Raw genomic sequence first — 16,455 nt, 5'->3', positions numbered from 1 at the left:
TGTTACGTTCACCGCACTTCGCTGCCGCCACTTGAGGAAACACCGGAGCGACCACTCCGAGGAGGACGCCATGGGGCCAGGCCCGAGACGGTGTCGACGCGAGCGCCACCACCCCCGGCGAACGAGGCACCGCACGCCCGCCGCCGCCGCGCTCGCGCTCGCGCTGACCGCGTCCGTCACCGCCGCCTGCGGGACGGGCGGACCGGCCGACCGCACACCCGAGTTCCGCTGGGGGTACTCCACCCGGGCGACCACCCTGAACCCGCACCGCGGCGCCCAGTTCGACCTGATCTTCCTGCATCCGGTCTACGACGCGCTGATCAAGATCGGCGAGTCCGGGGAGTTCGAGCCCGGCCTCGCCACCGCGTGGAAGCTGTCCGACGACGGCCTCACCTTCGACCTCACCCTCCGCGCGGGCGTCCGGTTCCAGGACGGCGCCGCCCTCGACGCCGCCGCCGTCAAGGCCAGCCTGGAGCACGGCAAGCAGCCCAAGAGCACCGTCGCCGGCGACCTGGAGGTCGTCCGCGCCGTCGAGGTCGTCGACCCGCTGCACGTGCGGCTGCGGCTGGCCGGACCCGGCGGCCACCTGCTCGGCGTGCTCGCCGGCGAGGCCGGAATGATCATCAGCCCGCGCGCGGTGAACTCCCCCGACCTGGCCAAGCGCCCGGTCGGCGCGGGCCCGTACCGGATCGCCTCCTACACCATGCGCCAGGTCACCTACGAGAAGTGGGACGGCTACTGGGACGCCGGCTCGGTCACGATGCCCCGGCTCAAGATCATCACGATGACCGACGACAGCACCCGGCTCCGCGCCCTGCTGTCCCGCCAGCTCGACGCCGCCTACCTGCGCCCCTCCCACACCGCCCGCCTCAAGTCGGCCGGGATCACGCTGCTGAGCAAGCCCCGCACGCTCATCTACACCGCCGTCGTCAACACCGCCCGCCCCGGCCTCAAGGACCCGCGCGTCCGGACCGCGCTCAGCCAGGCCATCGACCGCGCCAGCATCGACGAGAACCTCCAGAACGACGGCTGCACCCCGACCGTCCAGCCGTTCATCCAGCAGTACTGGCCGCACGTGCCCGGCCTCGACGCGCGGCCCGAGGCGGTGCACGACCCCGCCCGCGCCCGCCGCCTCCTCGCCGAGGCCGGCCACGGCGAGGGCCGCGAGCCGCTGACGCTCACCATCACCTCGGCCAACATCACCCAGTACCAGATCCTCGCCGAGGCCCTCCAGGCCCAGTTCAAGGACATCGGCATCCGCGCCGAACTGCGCGTCGTCGACACCGCCCAGTCCACCCCGACCCTCCGCACCGGCAAGTTCGACCTGATGGTCACGCCCATCGACGTCGGCCGCCCCGACCCGTCCACGTTCATCGCCGACTACTACCTGCCCGGCGGCGCCGTGAACCCCGGACGCTTCCAGGTGCCCGACGGCCCCGCGCGCCTCGCCGAGGCCCGCCGCCGCCTCGACACCGCCGGTCAGCAGGGCCCGCTCCGGGACCTGTTCCGCAAGGCGTACGAGGCCGGCCCGCCGATCATCCCCATCTGCGCCCCCGACAACGTCGTCGGCGTCCAGCCGGACGCCGGCGGGATCGTCATCCCGCCGACCGGCACCTACGAGTTCCGCGGCACCCACGTCGCCGGCTGAGCCGCACCCGGAGGACTGAACCCCATGAACATGGCGAGACTCACGCGCCGGCTGGCCTCCGCCGTCCTGGTCATCTGGCTGGTGCACCTGCTGACGTTCCTGCTGATCCGGCTGGTTCCCGGCGACCCCGCCCAGCTGCTGGCCGGGGAACGCGCCACCCCCGACGAGGTCGCCCGCATCCGCGAGCAGCTCGGCCTGGAGGACGCGCTGATCGTCCAGTACGGCCACTCGCTGGGCGGGCTGCTGCGCGGCGACCTCGGCGCGTCGATGTTCTCCGAGCTGCCCGTCACCCGGCTGCTCGGCGACGCCGCCCCCGCCACCCTGTCCGTCGCGCTGATGGCGCTGCTGTTCGCCACCGTCTTCGGCGTCGGCGCGGGCACCATGGCCGGGCTGCGGCAGGGCGGCTGGACCGACCGGATCGTCTCCACGGTCGCCACCGTCGGCATCGCGATGCCCAGCTTCTGGATCGGGCTGGTGCTGGTCACCTTCTTCGCGCTGGTCAACCCGTGGTTCCCGGCGACCGCGTACGCGCCGCTCAGCGAAGGCGTCGGCACCTGGCTGCTGCACCTCATCCTGCCCGCGGTCACCCTCGGCCTGGCCGTCGCCGCCGAGATCGCCCGCCACACCCGCGGCGGCGTCGCCGACGTGCTGGCCAAGCCGTACATCAGGACGGCGCGGGCGCGCGGCGCGTCCGGCACCCGGCTCGTCCGCGGCCACGTCCTCCGCAACGCCGCCATCCCGGTCGTGACCGTCCTCGGCCTCCAGACCGGCAAGCTGCTCGGCGGCACGGTGGTCGTCGAGGCCGTGTACGGCATCTCCGGCCTGGGCACCCTGGCGGTCAACTCCGTCCTGGAACGCGACTACCCCGTCCTCCAGGGCTTCGTCATCTTCGCCGCCGTCGTGGTCGTCCTGGCCAACCTCCTCGTGGACGTCGCCTACGGCTGGATCAACCCGAAAGTGAGGACGGCGTGAGCACGGTCACCACTGCCTCCGCCGGGACGGCGGACGCGGACGCGGTCGTTCCGAGCTCGGCGCGGAAGCGGCCCGGGCTGCTGCGGGCGATGCTGTCCAGCCCGTCCGCCATCGCCGCGGCCGCCTACCTGGTGCTGCTGGCCGTGCTCGCGATCGCGGCACCGCTGGTCGCCCCGCACGACCCCAACGCGCAGAACCTCTTCGACCGGTTCGCCGGGATGAGCGCCGAGCACCCCCTCGGCACCGACGACTTCGGCCGGGACGTGGCCAGCCGGGTCATCTACGCGGCCCGGATCTCGCTGGTCGCGCCGCTGATCTCGCTGGCGGTCGGGCTGGCGCTGGGCGTCCCGGCGGGGCTGCTGGCCGGGCTGCGGCGCGGGGTGTTCGACGCGGTCGCCGACCGGCTGTCGGACACGCTGCTGAGCATCCCCGCGATCGTGTTCGCGCTGGCGATCATCGCGGTCATGGGGCCGTCGCTGACCAACGCGATGGTCGCGATCGGGATCGTGTTCGCCCCGCACCTGTTCCGGGTCGTGCGCGGCGCCACCATGGTCGTCGCCGAGGAGACCTACATCGCCTCGGCGGAGGCGATCGGCGCGAGCACCCGCCGGGTGCTGCTGGTGCACGTGCTGCCGAACATCCGCGCCCCGTTGCTCGTCCAGGTCACGCTGCTGATGGGCTTCGCGCTGCTGGCGGAGGCGAGCCTGAGCTTCCTCGGGCTGGGCGTGCAGCCGCCGGAGGCCAGCTGGGGCTCGATGCTCAAGGCGGCGTACGAGAACCAGTTCGAGGCGCCCTACTCGGTGCTGCCGTCCGGGATCGCGATCCTGCTGACGGTCCTGTCGTTCAACGTGCTCGGTGACAGGCTGCGCGACTCCGTGGCCGGGAGGGAGAGGTCATGAGCGAAGCGGAGTCCGTGCTGAGTGTCAGCGGGCTGACGCTCGATCTGGTCGGGGGGCACGCGCCGCAGCCTCGGCTGGTGCACGACGTGACCTTCGACGTCCCGTCCGGCGGGGCGGTGGCGCTGATCGGGGAGTCCGGCTGCGGGAAGACGATGACCGCGATGGCCGTGCTGGGCCTGCTGCCGAAGGGCGTGCGGGCGGTGGCGGGCGGCGTCCTGCTGGACGGCCGCGACCTGCTCCGGTGCAAGGAGCGGGAGCTGGCCGCGGTGCGCGGCCGGACCATCGGCACGATCTTCCAGGAGCCGATGTCCAGCCTCGACCCGACCATGACCGTCGGCGACCAGATCGCCGAGTCGCGCCGCCTGCACCTGGGGGAGCGCCGCGGCGCCGCCCGGGCGCGGGCCCGGGAACTGCTCGACCGGGTCGGCATCCCGGACGCGGCGCGGCGGCTGCGCGCCTACCCGCACGAGCTGTCGGGCGGCATGCAGCAGCGCGTGATGATCGCCGCGGCGATCGCCTGCGATCCCCGGCTGGTGATCGCCGACGAGCCGACCACCGCGCTGGACGTGACGATCCAGGCCGAGATCCTCGGGCTGCTGCGCGACCTGCAGCGCGAGTCCGGCATGGCGGTGCTGCTGGTCACCCACGACCTGGGCGTGGTGGCCGAGTTCTGCGAGGACGTGGTCGTGATGTACGCGGGCCACGTCGTCGAGCGGGCGGCGGTCACCGAGGTGTTCGGGACGGCGCGGCACCCGTACACGCGGGCGCTGCTGCGCTCGGTCCCGACCGGCCGGGCGCCGCGCACCCGGCTCGACGTCATCCCGGGCCGGGTGCCGCCCGCCGGGGCCTTCCCGTCCGGCTGCCGGTTCCGGCCGCGCTGCGAGTACGCCGCCGACGCGTGCGCCACGACCGAGCCCGCCGAATCCCAGGAGGCCGGGCACGCCACCCGGTGCCTGCGGGTGGCGGCCGGTGAGATCGAGCTCCAGGAGGCACGATGAGCACGCCGCTGCTGACCGCGCGCGGGCTGCGCAAGACGTTCCCGACCGGCCGCGACCTGCTGGGCCGCCCGTCCGGCGGGGTCCGGGCGGTGGACGGCGTGGACCTCGACCTGGCCGCCGGCGAGACCGTGGGCGTGGTCGGCGAGTCCGGGTCGGGCAAGACGACCGTCGGCCGGCTGGTGTCCCGGCTGGCCGCGCCCGACGCGGGACGGGTCGAGCTGGACGGCCGCGACATCACCCGGCTGCGCGGCCGGGATCTGAAGCGCGTCCGCCGCGACCTCCAGGTGATCTTCCAGGACCCGTACGGCTCGCTCGACCCGACCAAGACGGTCGAGCACGCCGTGGCCGAGCCCCTGGCCGTGCACCGCGTCGGGTCCCGCGCCGAGCGCTCCGCCCGGGTGGCCGGGCTGCTGGAGCAGGTCGCGCTCGACCCGGCCATGGCGCGGCGCTACCCCGACGAGCTGTCGGGCGGGCAGCGGCAGCGGGTCGCGATCGCGCGGGCGATGGCCCTGTCGCCGCGCGTGCTGGTGGCCGACGAGCCGACCTCCGCGCTGGACCTGTCGACCCGTTCGGAGATCCTCAACCTGCTGCTGGAGCTGCAGGCCGGGAAGGGCCTGGCGACGCTGCTGATCTCGCACGACTTCGCCACCGTCCGGCATCTGACGCACCGGATCGTGGTGATGTACCTCGGCCGGGTGGTGGAGGAGGGCGACGCGGCCGAACTGGTGGCTTCGCCGCTGCACCCGTACACGAAGGCGCTGCTGTCGGCGGTGCCGGAGCCCGATCCGGTACGGCAGCGCGGCCGCGAGCGGATCGAGCTGCGCGGCGAGCAGCCCGACCCGGCGAACCCGCCGAGCGGGTGCCGGTTCCGGGGCCGCTGCCCGCAGGCGATGGCGCGCTGCGCCGAGATCGACCCCGTACTGACCGACGCGGGCGACGGCCCCGGTGCTTCTGTACACCGTGTGGCCTGCCTGCTGCACGAGGAGAGCAAGTGAGTGAAGAGAAGGCGCTACCGCTGCGCGGGGTGCGTTGCCGGGGCTGCGGCCGTACGGCGTTCCCCGTGCAGGACTTCGGCTGCGAGAGGTGCGGCGCGCACGGCGACGACCTGGAGCCGGTGGAGCTGAGCGGGAACGGGACCGTGCTGGCGCTGCTGACCGTCCACGAGCATCCCGACCCGGCCGTGCCCACGCCCGCGGCCATCGCCGGGATCCAGCTGGAGGAGGGCCCGGTGCTGCGCGCCCGTGTCGGCGCGGGCGTGGACGCGGCGGGCGCGGCTGTGACGGCGGCGGCCGACGGCGGCGTCCTGGTCTTCCAGAAGAGGAACGGAGCGGACAACCGATGACGACCCTGCGACTGGGCGACCTCCGCCCCGTGTACGTGATCGGTGTGGGCCTGCACCGCTTCCAGCGGGCGAGCGACACCAGCTTCGTCGAGCTGGGCGTGACCGCGGTCCGCCGCGCGCTCGCGGACGCCGGGCTGGAATGGACGGGCGTGCAGGTCGCCTACACGGCCGCGACCCGGCTGGGCATGGCGGTGTCGCGGCCGATGCTGCGGCACCTGGGCGCGACCGGGATCCCGATGACGCAGGTGGAGAACGCGTCGGCGTCGGGGTCGTCGGCGTTCCGGCTGGCCTGCCGGGACGTCGCGGCGGGCTTCGCGGACGTGGCCCTGGCCGTCGGCGTCGACAAGGTCGGGAAGGTCGCCCGTGCCGAGCACCTGACCGGGCTGCCGCGTCCGGACGCCGGGCTGGTGATCCCGCCCGTCCACTACGGGCTGCTGGCCGAGGAGTACCTGCGCACGCGCGGCGGCGGCCCCGAGGACCTGGCGCGGGTCGCGGTGAAGAACCACGGCAACGGCGCCCGCAACCCGTTCGCGCAGCGGCAGAAGGCGCGGACGCTGGAGGAGGTCCTGGAGGACCGGCCGATCGCCGGGCCGCTGACCCGATTGCAGTGCTGCCCGGTCGGAGAGGGTGCGGCGGCGGCGCTGGTGGTGTCGGAGGACGCGATCCAGGGGTTCGGGCTGGACGCGGGGCGGGCGGTGCGCGTGCTGTCGTCCGTGCAGCGCAGCGAGGAGCTGTACGGCGCCAAGAGCTTCGACGCCGAGCTGACCCGCACCACCACCGCGCAGGCCGTGGCCGAGGCAGGGATCGCCCCCGCCGACCTGGACGTGGTGGAGCTGCACGACGCGTTCACCATCGAGGAGCTCCAGTACGTGGAGGCCATGGGCCTGTGCGGGGACGGCGAGGGCCCGGGACGGCTGGCGGACGGCGAGTTCGCCATCGGCGGCCGGGTCGCGGTGAGCCCGTCCGGCGGCCTGCTGGCGATGGGGCATCCGGTCGGGCCCACGGGCGTCGGCCAGATCGCCGAGGTCACGGCGCAGCTGCGCGGCGAGGCGGGCACGCGGCAGCAGCCGGACGCCCGGCTCGGGCTGGCGCACCTGGTCGGCGTCGGCGCGGTGTGCGCGGTGCACGTCCTCGCCGCTCCGGGCCGGTGACCGGGATGCTCGTCGAGACGAGGCTGGGCTTCGGTCCGGACGCGGGGGAGCGCGCCGCCCGCCAGGAGGCCGCCGGGTACGCCGGCACGTTCACCCGGGAGACCGACACCGACCCGTTCCTGCCGCTGGCCCTCGCGGCCGGCGGCACGGAGCGGATCGAACTGGGCACGGCGGTCGCGATCGCGTTCGCCCGTTCCCCGATGACGCTCGCGTACACGGCGCACAACCTGCAGACCCTCACGGGTGGACGGTTCGTGCTCGGCCTGGGCACGCAGGTGCGCGGGCACATCGTGCGGCGCTTCTCCATGGGCTGGGACGCCCCAGTGGCCCGGATGCGCGACTACCTGGACGCGCTCCGGGCCATCTGGGCCGCATGGCGCGAGGGCACCCCGCTCAAGCACGAGGGGGCCTTCTACACGCACACGCTGATGACGCCCGCGTTCACCCCGCCGCCCCACTCGTACTCTGACCCGCCCGTACTACTGGCCGCCGTGGGGCCCGCGATGACCGATCTAGCTTGCGAACGGGCCGATGGACTGCTGGTGCATCCGTTCAGCGGGCACGCCTACCTGCGCGAGGTCACGCGTCCGCGTGTAGGGGAGGCCCTGGCCCGCCATGGGCGCGACGCCGGTTGCTTCCGGGTGGGCGGGTCGGTGCTGGTCGCGACAGGGCGCGACGAGGAGGAGACGGCGGCGTCCGTGGCGGCCCTGCGTGCACGGGTCGCGTTCTACGGAAGCACCCCCGCGTACCGGCCCGTCCTGGCCCACCACGGTTGGGGGGACCTGGCCGACCGCCTGCATGGCCTGTCCAAGTCGGGGCGGCCCGATCGCTGGCAGGCAATGGCCGATCTGATGCCGGACGAGGTCGTCCACACCATCGGGGTCGTGGCCGACCCGGACGACCTGGCCGCCCGGGTCGCGGACCGCTACCGCGGCCTGCTCGACCGCGTCTCCCTGAACCACCCCGGGAAGGTCCCGCCGGAGCTGCTCGACACCGTCTCCACGCGCCTGTAGTCCGGCTCAGTCGGTGCTGAGGTCGTGCTCCAGGGAGGCGAGGGCGGCGTTCTTCATGGCCTCCACGTCGACCTCCGGGTCGAGGGAGTACTGGAGGACGATGCCTCGCAGCATGCCCTGGAGCACGCCCGCGTGGGCCTCGGGGTCGAGTGACCTGCGGACGGTGCCGTCGGCCATGCCGGTGCGGAGCATGCCCACGTACGTCTCGCGGATCATCGCGTAGGCGTCCTGCACCGCCTGCCGCACGGCGGTGTCCTCGGTGCCGGACTCGATGGCCAGGATCAGCATCACCTTGGCGGGCTTGGGGTTGCGCGCGAGCCGGGTGAGGTAGGAGTCGAACATCTCCAGCACCTGCTGGAGCCCGGTCATGTTCGCGCGGTTCTGGACGGCGGCGGTCTGGTCCCGGTACTGCGTCCGGATGCTGTCGACCACCGCCTCCATCAGCTTCCCCTTGGAGCCGAAGTGGTAGCCGACCAGGCCGCGGCTGAGGCCGGACGCCTCCTGGATCCGGGCGACGGTGGCCGCCCGGTAGCCCTCACCGGCCAGCACCTCGATGGTCGCCTCGATCAGCGCCCGCCGCGACGCCTCCGTGCGCTCCGGCTGCGTGCCCAGCCGCGGGACGGCCGCCCCCGCCATCATGGCCACTCCTTTTCCTTGCTGGATGACCATCAAGACTACCGGCGGTCAGCGATCGGTCCACACCGGGTCGCGCCGTTCCAGGAAGGCGCGGATGCCCTCCTGGCGGTCCGGGGACGACATCGCGGGCTCGGCGGCGGCGAGCTGGGCGTCGAACGCGTCGGCCTCGCCGCCCCACTCGAACGCCCGCCGCACGATCTCCTTGGCGGCGCGGACGGCGGACGGCCCGTTGCCCGCGATCCGTCCCGCCAGGCCGAGGGCCGCGGTGAGCGCCTCGCCCGGGTCGGCGAGCTCGTTGACGACGCCGGTCTCGGCGAGCCGGCCGGCGCCCACGTGCTCGCCGGTGAGCGCGAGCTGCATGGCCAGGTGGTACGGCATCCGCAGCGGCAGCCGGATCAGCCCGCCGCCGATCGCGACCAGGTTCCGCCGCACCTCCGGCAGCCCGAACACCGCCTCCCGCGACGCCACGATCAGGTCGCACGACAGCGCCAGCTCGAACCCGCCGGCCAGCGCGTACCCCTCGACGGCCGCGATGACCGGCTTGCGCGTCGAGGTGCGGGTGAACGCGGCGAGCTGCGCGGCGCGCGAGGCGTACATCGGCTCGCCCGCGGCGGCGGCCTTGAGGTCGCGGCCGGAGCAGAAGTTCCCGCCTGCCCCGGTCAGCACGATCACGGTCACGGCGGGGTCGGCGTCGAAGCCGTCCAGGGCGTCCTGCATGGCCTCGCGCAGCTCCAGGTTGAGCGCGTTGCGCACCCGCGGCCGGTTGAGCGTGACGATCCCGGCGTCGCCGCGGGTCTCGGTCAGAACGACTGCGTCGGTCATGGTTCCCCCTAGAGCGCGAACGAGTAGCCGCCGTTGACCGGGATGGTCTGCCCGGTCACCCAGGACGCGGCGTCGGAGGCCAGCATCAGGATCATGTTGGCGGCGTCCTCGGGCTGGCCGGGGCGGCGCACGACGTACTTCTTCATGACCTTCTTCAGCCGCTCCTGGTCGTCCAGGCCGGCGGCGGTGCGCGGCGTGTAGGTCGCGGCGAGCGAGACGCAGTTGGCGGTGACGCCGTGCCGGCCCCCGCTGGCGGCCAGCGAGCGGGTGAACCCGGCCGCGCCCGCCTTGGCCGCCGAGTAGCACTCGCGGCCGGGCTCGGCGAAGCGTCCGGCGTCGGAGATGACGGTGACGATCCGGCCGTACCCGCGCTCGATCATGCCGGGCATGACGGCGTGCGCGGTGTTGAGCACCCCGTACAGGTTGGTGCCGAGGTAGCCGTGCCACTCGGCGGGCGTCTGCTCCCAGAACGGCGCGGTCATCTCGCGGGTGGGGTTGGGGCCGGCGTTGCCCGCGTTGTTGACGAGGATGTCGACGCCGCCGAAGGTCTCGGTCGCGCGCCGGACGGTCTCGGTGACGGCCGCGAGGTCGGAGACGTCCCCGGCGACGGCGAGCGCGCGGGCCCCGGCCTGTTCTACCTCGGCGGCGACCTTTTCGGCGCGTTCCAAACGGAAGTCGTTCACGACGACGGCGCCCGCGCCGTGCTCGGCGAAGTGCAGCGCGACCCGCCGCCCGACGCCCTGCCCGGCACCGGTGACCAGCGCGGTCCGTCCCTTGAGATCCAGCAGATCCGGCATCTGTCCTCCCTGGTGTGATCCTTGCTGAGCGTACAGCAAGTGTGTTTCGATGGAAATGCCCGACCCCCGAACCCCGAGCGAGGTGCCCGACCCGATGGACTTCGACCTCACCGAGGAGCAGACGGAACTGCGCGACGCCATCCGCCGCTACCTGGCGGCCGAGGTGGAACCGCTCGTCAAGGAGCACGAGGCGGCCGGAACGTTCCCGTACGAGCTGCTGCCCGGCCTGGCCCGGTTCGGCTACCTCGGCGGCTGGCTCCCCGAGGAGCAGGGCGGACTCGGCGTCAGCCGCGTCACCTGGGCCATGATGATCGAGCAGCTCGGCTACACCTGGCCCTCCCTCCGCACGATGATCAACATCAGCAACGGGCCCCTCCAGCGCATCGCCGCCCACGGCACCCCCGAGCAGAAGAAGCGCTACCTGGAGCCGCTGCTGGCCGGCGAGGCCCGCGTCTTCAACGGCATCACCGAACCCGAGGTCGGCTCCAACGTCGCCGAGATCCGCACCAAGGCCGAGCTGGACGGCGACACCTGGGTCGTCAACGGCCGCAAACTCTGGATCACCGGCGGCGCCTGGGGCGACTTCGGCACCATCGTCGCCCGCACCTACAGCCCCACCTGCGACGGCGGCCTGTCCCTCTTCCTCGTCGACAAGGCCGAGTCGCCGTTCGAGGTCCGCAAGGTCGACACGATGGTGCTGCGCTCCACCGGCACCGCCGAACTCGGCTTCGACGGCGTCCGCATCCCCAAGGGCAACCTCCTCGGCAAGGAAGGGCACGGGCTCAAGTCGACCCTGGCCGGGCTCGGCGTCGCCCGCGTCAACGTCGCGATGGGCGCGGTCGGCGCCGCCCAGCGCGCCTTCGACCTCTCCCTGGAGCACGCCAAGACGCGCACGCAGTTCGGCAGGCCGATCGGATCGTTCCAGCTCGTCCAGAAGCACCTGGTCGAGATGAAGACCCGGATCGACGCCGCCCGCGCCCTCACCTACGCCGCCGCCGCGGCGCTCGACAAGGGCCGTCCCGCCAAGGTGGAGGGCTCCATCGCCAAGCTGTACGCCACCGAGGCCGCCCACCAGGTCGCCGACATGGCCCTGCAGATCCACGGCGGGCTCGGCTACGCCACCGGCTACCCCATCGAACGGATCTTCCGCGACACCCGGGGCGGCACCATCCCCGAGGGCACCAGCGAGATCCAGACCCTGATCATCGGCCGCGAGCTGACCGGCCTCTCCGCCATCAAGTAAGGAGCTCCGCATGAGCGGCCCCCACGCCCTCCCCGACCTGTCCCGGCTGGTACGGCCCGAGTCCGTCGTCATCGTGGGCGCGTCCGACAAGCCCGGCGGCCTCGGCACCCGCACCGTCCACAACCTGCTGCGCGCCTCCGACTTCGACGGCCGCACCTTCCTGGTCAACCCGCGCCGCGACGAGATCGACGGCCACCCCTGCCACCCCGACATCGAGTCGCTGCCCATCGCCCCCGACGTCGCCGTGATCGCCATCCCGGCGCCCGGCGTCCTGGACGCCCTCGAACGCTGCGCCGCCAAGGGGATCGCGTTCGCCATCGTCCTGACCTCCGGATTCGGCGAGGTCGGCGACGAGGGCCGCGCCCAGCAGGAGCGGATGCGCCGCATCGCCGCCGACACCGGCATGCGGATCTACGGGCCCAACTGCCCCGGCCTCACCAACCTCGCCGACCGCATCGGCATGACGTTCTCGCCCGCGTTCGCCGACGACAAGCGCACCGGCCCGATCGGCATCGCCACCCAGGGCGGCGGCCTCGGCCGCAACCTCGTCCAGGCCGCCGAACGCGGCGCCGGCGCCGCCCTCTGGGCCTCCCTCGGCAACGCCGCCGACCTGGACGTCGCCGACTTCGTCCACCACATGGCGGGCGACGACGGCATCACGGTGATCGCCACCCTGCTGGAGGGCGTCCGGGACGGCGCGCGGCTGATGGCCGCGTTCGGCGCCGCCGCCGAGGCGGGCAAGCCGGTGGTCGCGCTGAAGGTGGGCCGGTCGGAGTACGGCGTGCGCGCCATCCAGTCCCACACCGCCGCCCTCGCCGGGTCCGCCGCCGTGAACAGCGCCGTGTTCGCCCAGTACGGCGTGGTCGAGGTGGACGACACCGACGAGCTCATGGACGTCGCCTGGCTGCTGGCCCGCGCCGCGCCCCCGCCGCGCACCCGCGTCGCCGTCTTCGGCGGCTCCGGCGGCGCCGCCGCGATGGCCGCCGACATGGTGGGCGCCGCCGGCCTGGAACTGGCCGTGTTCGAGCCCGCCACGACGGCGGCGCTGCGCGAGGCGCTCCCGGACTTCGCCGCCGTCGGCAACCCGGTCGACATCACCGCCGCCTCCATCTCCGAACCGGGCCTCATGGACCGCACCCTCGGCCTCGTCGCCGCCGACCCCAACGTGGACCTGGTGCTGCTACCCATCCCGCTCGACTACGGCGCCCACTCCGCCCGCGGCTCGGAGGTCATGGCCGCCGTCCAGAAGCAGACCGCGACGCCGCTGCTGCCGGTCTGGATGAGCGACCGGCGCGGCCCCGGGTTCCAGGTGCTGGCCGACGCCGGGTTCTGCTCGCCGCGCAGCCTCGACAAGGCGGTCCTGGCCGTGCGCCGCTGGGCCGACCACGGCCGGTGGAGGGCGGAGTCGCGCGCCCCCGAGCCCCTGCTGCTGGCCCCGTCCACCACCGAGCCCCTGCCGCCCGTCCGCACCGAGCCAGAAGCGAAGGCGTGGCTGGCGGGCGCGGGGATCGCCGTCCCCGAAGGCAAGGTGGCCGCGACCGCGGACGAGGCCCGCACCGCCGCACGGGAACTGGGCGGACGGCTCGTGCTGAAGGTCGTCAGCCCCGACCTGCCGCACAAGTCCGACATCGGCGGCGTACTAGTAGGCGTGGAGGGACCCGACGCCGCCGCGGCCGCCTGGGAGCAGATCGTCGCCGCCGCCTCCCCGCACGGCAGTGTCGAGGGCGTCCTGGTGGAGCGGATGGCCCCGGACGGCGTCGAGATGCTCGTCGGCGTCCACCGCGACCCCGTCTACGGCCACCTCATCACCGTCGGGCTCGGCGGCGTGCACGTGGAGCTGTTCGGCGACGTCCAGCGCAGGCTGCTTCCGCTCGACCCGCAAACCGCCCGGGAGATGGTCGACGGCCTCCGTTCGCGCCCGCTCCTCGACGGGCTCCGCGGCGCGCCGCCCCACGACGTCGACGCACTCGTCGACCTGCTCCTCGCGGTCTCCGACCTGGTCACGAAGCACGCCGCCGACATCGGCGAACTCGACCTCAACCCGGTCCGCGTCCTCCCGTCCGGCGTCATCGTGCTGGACGCCCTGGTGGTGCCGTGAGCCCGCTAGAAGGCACGGTCGTCGTCGACTTCAGCGAACTGCTGCCAGGCCCCTTCCTCACCCAGAACCTCGCCGACCTCGGCGCCCGCGTGATCAAGGTGGAGCGGCCCGGCGGCGACAACGCCCGCCACCTGTCACCCGGACTGTTCGCCATGGTCAACCGGGGCAAGGAGCACCGCACGGCCGACCTCAAGGACCCCGCCGACCGCGCCGCGATCAGCGAACTCATCACCCACGCCGACGTGCTCGTCGAAGGATTCCGGCCGGGCGTGATGGCCAAACTAGGCTTCGACCCTGCGGAGACCCTGGCGGCCTGCCCCCGGCTGGTGTACGTCTCCGTCTCCGGCTTCGGCCAGTCCGGGCCACACGCACAGGAGCCGGGCCACGACGTGACGTACGCCGCCCACGCCGGGATCGTGGCGCTTGCAGGAGCCCCCGGTGGCCCGCCCTCCTGGGGCCCCGGAGTGCCCGTGGCCGACCTGTGCGCCGCCATGTACGGCCTATCGTCCGTCCTGGCCGCGTTGCACGAGCGCGAACGCACCGGCAGGGGCCGACACCTGGACGTGTCCATCCGCGACTGCCTCGCGCACTGGCTGAACGCGCGACTCGGCCCGTTCCACCACGCGGGCGCCACCGAACTGCACGAGCAGCGGGCGATGGCGCTGCGGCGCCCCGGCTACGGCACGTTCACCTGCGCCGACGGGACGGCCATCGCGGTCGGGGCCATCGAGGACCACTTCTACGCGCGGCTCGTCCAAACCCTGGGCCTCACCGACTGGGCCGGGCCGGAGTGGGCGTCGTACGCGGCCAGGCACGGCGCGGCCGAGGAGCTCAACGCCGCCGTCGCCGCCGCCCTCGCCACCCGCGACTCCGGCGCCGCCCTCGCGGAGCTGTCGGCGGCGGGAGTCCCGGTCGCGCCCGTCCTGTCACCGCTGGAGGCCGTCGCCGCGACCCCCGGCACCCTCGACGACCCGGTCGCCGGACCCGTGATCCCGTTCCCGGTGGCGATGCCATAAGGGCGCGGGAGGCGGGCCGAATAGCGCATTCTCGGCGCCCCCGCGTCCCGCGCCCTAGTTTGGGGGACATCAGGCGAAAGAGAAGGAGCTGTCGGACAATGCAGGACGACACTTCCAATTCCCCCGCGAAAATCAACACCGAGGTCCCGCATTCGGCGCGGATCTGGAACTACTGGCTCGGCGGCACCGACAACTACGCGGTCGACCGCGCCGCCGGCGACCAGTACGTCGCCGTCTACCCCCAGATCAAGGAACTGGCCCGCGCCGGCCGCTACTTCCTCGCCCGCGCGATCCGCTTCCTGACCGCCGAGGCCGGCGTCCGCCAGTTCCTCGACATCGGCACCGGCCTGCCCACCGTCGACAACACCCACGAGGTCGCCCAGCGCATCGCCCCGGAGACCCGCGTCGTCTACGTCGACAACGACCCACTCGTCCTCGCCCACGCCCGCGCGCTCCTCACCGGTACTGCCCAGGGCGCCACTACCTACATCGACGCCGACCTGCACCACCCCGAGAAGATCATCGAACGCGCCAGGCCTTCGCTCGACTTCTCCCAGCCGATCGGCCTCATGCTGATGGGCGTCATGGGCCACATCATCGACAACACCGAGGCCCACTCGATCGTCGCTCGCCTCGTCGACGCGCTCCCCTCGGGCAGCCACCTCACCCTCTACGACTCCACCGACGACGACCCCACCTTCAACAAGGCCCAGAGCGGCTACGACGACACCGGGGCCGTCCCCTACGTCCTGCGCGCCGCCGAATTCGTCACCGGCTACTTCGACGGGCTAGAACCGGTCGAACCGGGCATCGTGCCCCTCGGGCAATGGCGCCCGGAGATCGAACCATTCGAGCGCAAGAACGACCCCACCCTGTGTGGCGTGGCCCGCAAACCGTAATCCGGCCGCCTTATTCCACCGCTCGCGGGTCTATAGTGGAAACATTCGTGCACCCGTTCGAGGAGCCCCCTTGGCCTCCCCAACGACCGCGTCCGACCCGCTGATCCCCCGGCTCCTCCTGGGCCGCCGCCTCCGCGAACTGCGCGAGGCCAGGACCATCTCCAGAGCCCGCGCCGCCACCGCGGCCGGCCGCTCCCCGTCCACGATCACCCGGATCGAACGGGGCCGCACCTCTACCGCTCCGGAGACCCTCACCGCCCTCCTCACCCTCTACTCCGTCGCCGACGACGAACGCGCCACCCTGCTAGCCCTCGCCGACCAAACCAAACATCGCCCCTGGTGGCACGACCACCGCGACGCCGTCCCCCACCACCGCCGCCGGTACCTCAGCGCCGAGGGCACCGCGTGGCTCGTTCGCTGCTACTCCGACCGGTACCTCCCCGACCTGCTGCGCACCAACGACTACGCCCGCGCGCTCGGCAGCGACCTCGACCTCCTGTCCCAGCGCCGCCGCATCCTGCGCCGCCGCCCCCGCCCGGTCAACCTGTGGGTCGTCCTGGACGAGGCCGTGCTCTGGCGGCCGGTCGGCGACGCCGCGACAATGCGCGCCCAGCTGGAACACCTCGTCGAACTCTGCTGGCGGCCGAACGTCACCATCCAGATCGCCGCGTACAACACCTGCCGCCGCGTCGCCCCCGACGGCCCGCTCACCCTGATCCGCTTCCCGCAGCAGAACCTGCCGGACATGGTGACCCTCGAATCCGACGGCACCTACCCGACCAGGCCCGCCGAGATCGAGCACCACTGGCACGTCTTCAACACCCTCGTCACCGAGGCCGCCCCGCCCGAGCACACCCCGCGGCTCGTCGAGGACGCCCTCAGCGAATACCGCACCCGCGAGATCGGCGCGCGCTTCTAGGC

The 16,455-nt window shown here is 73.2% G+C and carries 16 protein-coding genes; 13 read left to right on the top strand and 3 right to left on the bottom strand.

Annotated elements, in window-relative coordinates; all coding sequences use genetic code 11:
* The first annotated feature begins 70 nt into the window (after positions 1–70).
* The 8 genes from ACFPZN_RS28365 to ACFPZN_RS28330 are packed head-to-tail and all read left to right on the top strand — an operon-like array spanning position 71 to position 8,023.
* The gene (locus tag ACFPZN_RS28365) at positions 71–1,648 is read left to right on the top strand and encodes an ABC transporter substrate-binding protein (protein ID WP_378285281.1); all 1,578 of its coding nucleotides are present in this window, start codon (positions 71–73) and stop codon (positions 1,646–1,648) included.
* A gap of 24 nt (positions 1,649–1,672) precedes the next feature.
* On the top strand, positions 1,673–2,620 hold the full coding sequence (locus ACFPZN_RS28360) for an ABC transporter permease (protein ID WP_378285280.1): 948 nt from the start codon (positions 1,673–1,675) through the stop codon (positions 2,618–2,620).
* Positions 2,617–3,519, top strand: coding sequence for an ABC transporter permease (locus tag ACFPZN_RS28355; RefSeq protein ID WP_378285279.1), 903 nt, complete (start codon positions 2,617–2,619; stop codon positions 3,517–3,519). Before ACFPZN_RS28360 ends, ACFPZN_RS28355 begins: the two co-directional genes overlap by 4 nt.
* Positions 3,516–4,517 (top strand): ABC transporter ATP-binding protein, encoded by a 1,002-nt coding sequence (locus ACFPZN_RS28350; protein ID WP_378285278.1) that lies wholly within the window; start codon positions 3,516–3,518, stop codon positions 4,515–4,517. The genes ACFPZN_RS28355 and ACFPZN_RS28350 overlap by 4 nt, the downstream gene beginning before the upstream one ends.
* On the top strand, positions 4,514–5,512 hold the full coding sequence (locus ACFPZN_RS28345) for an ABC transporter ATP-binding protein (RefSeq protein WP_378285277.1): 999 nt from the start codon (positions 4,514–4,516) through the stop codon (positions 5,510–5,512). The genes ACFPZN_RS28350 and ACFPZN_RS28345 overlap by 4 nt, the downstream gene beginning before the upstream one ends.
* Positions 5,509–5,859 carry a Zn-ribbon domain-containing OB-fold protein gene (locus ACFPZN_RS28340; RefSeq protein WP_378285276.1) on the top strand — a complete coding sequence of 117 codons (351 nt, stop codon included), beginning with the start codon at positions 5,509–5,511 and terminating at the stop codon, positions 5,857–5,859. Before ACFPZN_RS28345 ends, ACFPZN_RS28340 begins: the two co-directional genes overlap by 4 nt.
* Positions 5,856–7,010, top strand: a complete 1,155-nt coding sequence (locus ACFPZN_RS28335) for a thiolase family protein (RefSeq protein WP_378285275.1) — start codon at positions 5,856–5,858, stop codon at positions 7,008–7,010. The genes ACFPZN_RS28340 and ACFPZN_RS28335 overlap by 4 nt, the downstream gene beginning before the upstream one ends.
* A 5-nt stretch (positions 7,011–7,015) precedes the next feature.
* Positions 7,016–8,023, top strand: coding sequence for a TIGR03617 family F420-dependent LLM class oxidoreductase (locus ACFPZN_RS28330; protein ID WP_378285274.1), 1,008 nt, complete (start codon positions 7,016–7,018; stop codon positions 8,021–8,023).
* Positions 8,024–8,029: 6 nt separating this feature from the next.
* Here the strand turns inward: ACFPZN_RS28330 and ACFPZN_RS28325 are convergent, their stop codons facing one another.
* Genes ACFPZN_RS28325 through ACFPZN_RS28315 form a run of 3 tightly spaced genes read right to left on the bottom strand, consistent with a single transcriptional unit; the run spans position 8,030 to position 10,278 of the window.
* Complete coding sequence (locus tag ACFPZN_RS28325) at positions 8,030–8,662, bottom strand: TetR/AcrR family transcriptional regulator (protein ID WP_378285273.1); 633 nt, start codon at positions 8,660–8,662, stop codon at positions 8,030–8,032.
* A 45-nt stretch (positions 8,663–8,707) separates the two neighbouring features.
* Entirely contained in the window at positions 8,708–9,481 is a 774-nt protein-coding gene (locus ACFPZN_RS28320; protein WP_378285272.1) for a crotonase/enoyl-CoA hydratase family protein, read from the bottom strand.
* A gap of 8 nt (positions 9,482–9,489) precedes the next feature.
* Complete coding sequence (locus tag ACFPZN_RS28315; RefSeq protein WP_378285271.1) at positions 9,490–10,278, bottom strand: SDR family NAD(P)-dependent oxidoreductase; 789 nt, start codon at positions 10,276–10,278, stop codon at positions 9,490–9,492.
* A gap of 49 nt (positions 10,279–10,327) precedes the next feature.
* Between ACFPZN_RS28315 and ACFPZN_RS28310 the strand changes: the two genes are divergently transcribed.
* The 5 genes from ACFPZN_RS28310 (at position 10,328) to ACFPZN_RS28290 (ending at position 16,453) form a co-directional block, all read left to right on the top strand.
* Complete coding sequence (locus ACFPZN_RS28310) at positions 10,328–11,521, top strand: acyl-CoA dehydrogenase family protein (protein WP_378285270.1); 1,194 nt, start codon at positions 10,328–10,330, stop codon at positions 11,519–11,521.
* A gap of 10 nt (positions 11,522–11,531) precedes the next feature.
* Positions 11,532–13,619, top strand: a complete 2,088-nt coding sequence (locus tag ACFPZN_RS28305) for an acetate--CoA ligase family protein (RefSeq protein ID WP_378285269.1) — start codon at positions 11,532–11,534, stop codon at positions 13,617–13,619.
* Positions 13,616–14,635: a CaiB/BaiF CoA transferase family protein gene (locus tag ACFPZN_RS28300; RefSeq protein WP_378285268.1), complete on the top strand. Its 1,020-nt coding sequence runs from the start codon at positions 13,616–13,618 to the stop codon at positions 14,633–14,635. The genes ACFPZN_RS28305 and ACFPZN_RS28300 overlap by 4 nt, the downstream gene beginning before the upstream one ends.
* A 98-nt stretch (positions 14,636–14,733) precedes the next feature.
* Positions 14,734–15,534 carry an SAM-dependent methyltransferase gene (locus tag ACFPZN_RS28295; protein ID WP_378285267.1) on the top strand — a complete coding sequence of 267 codons (801 nt, stop codon included), beginning with the start codon at positions 14,734–14,736 and terminating at the stop codon, positions 15,532–15,534.
* Between the two features lie 70 nt (positions 15,535–15,604).
* On the top strand, positions 15,605–16,453 hold the full coding sequence (locus tag ACFPZN_RS28290; protein ID WP_378285266.1) for a helix-turn-helix domain-containing protein: 849 nt from the start codon (positions 15,605–15,607) through the stop codon (positions 16,451–16,453).
* The last annotated feature ends 2 nt before the right edge of the window (positions 16,454–16,455 follow it).

This window comes from Actinomadura rugatobispora, from assembly GCF_042656285.1.
Lineage (GTDB): Bacteria > Actinomycetota > Actinomycetes > Streptosporangiales > Streptosporangiaceae > Spirillospora > Spirillospora rugatobispora.
This window is presented reverse-complemented; position numbering and strand designations above follow the sequence as displayed.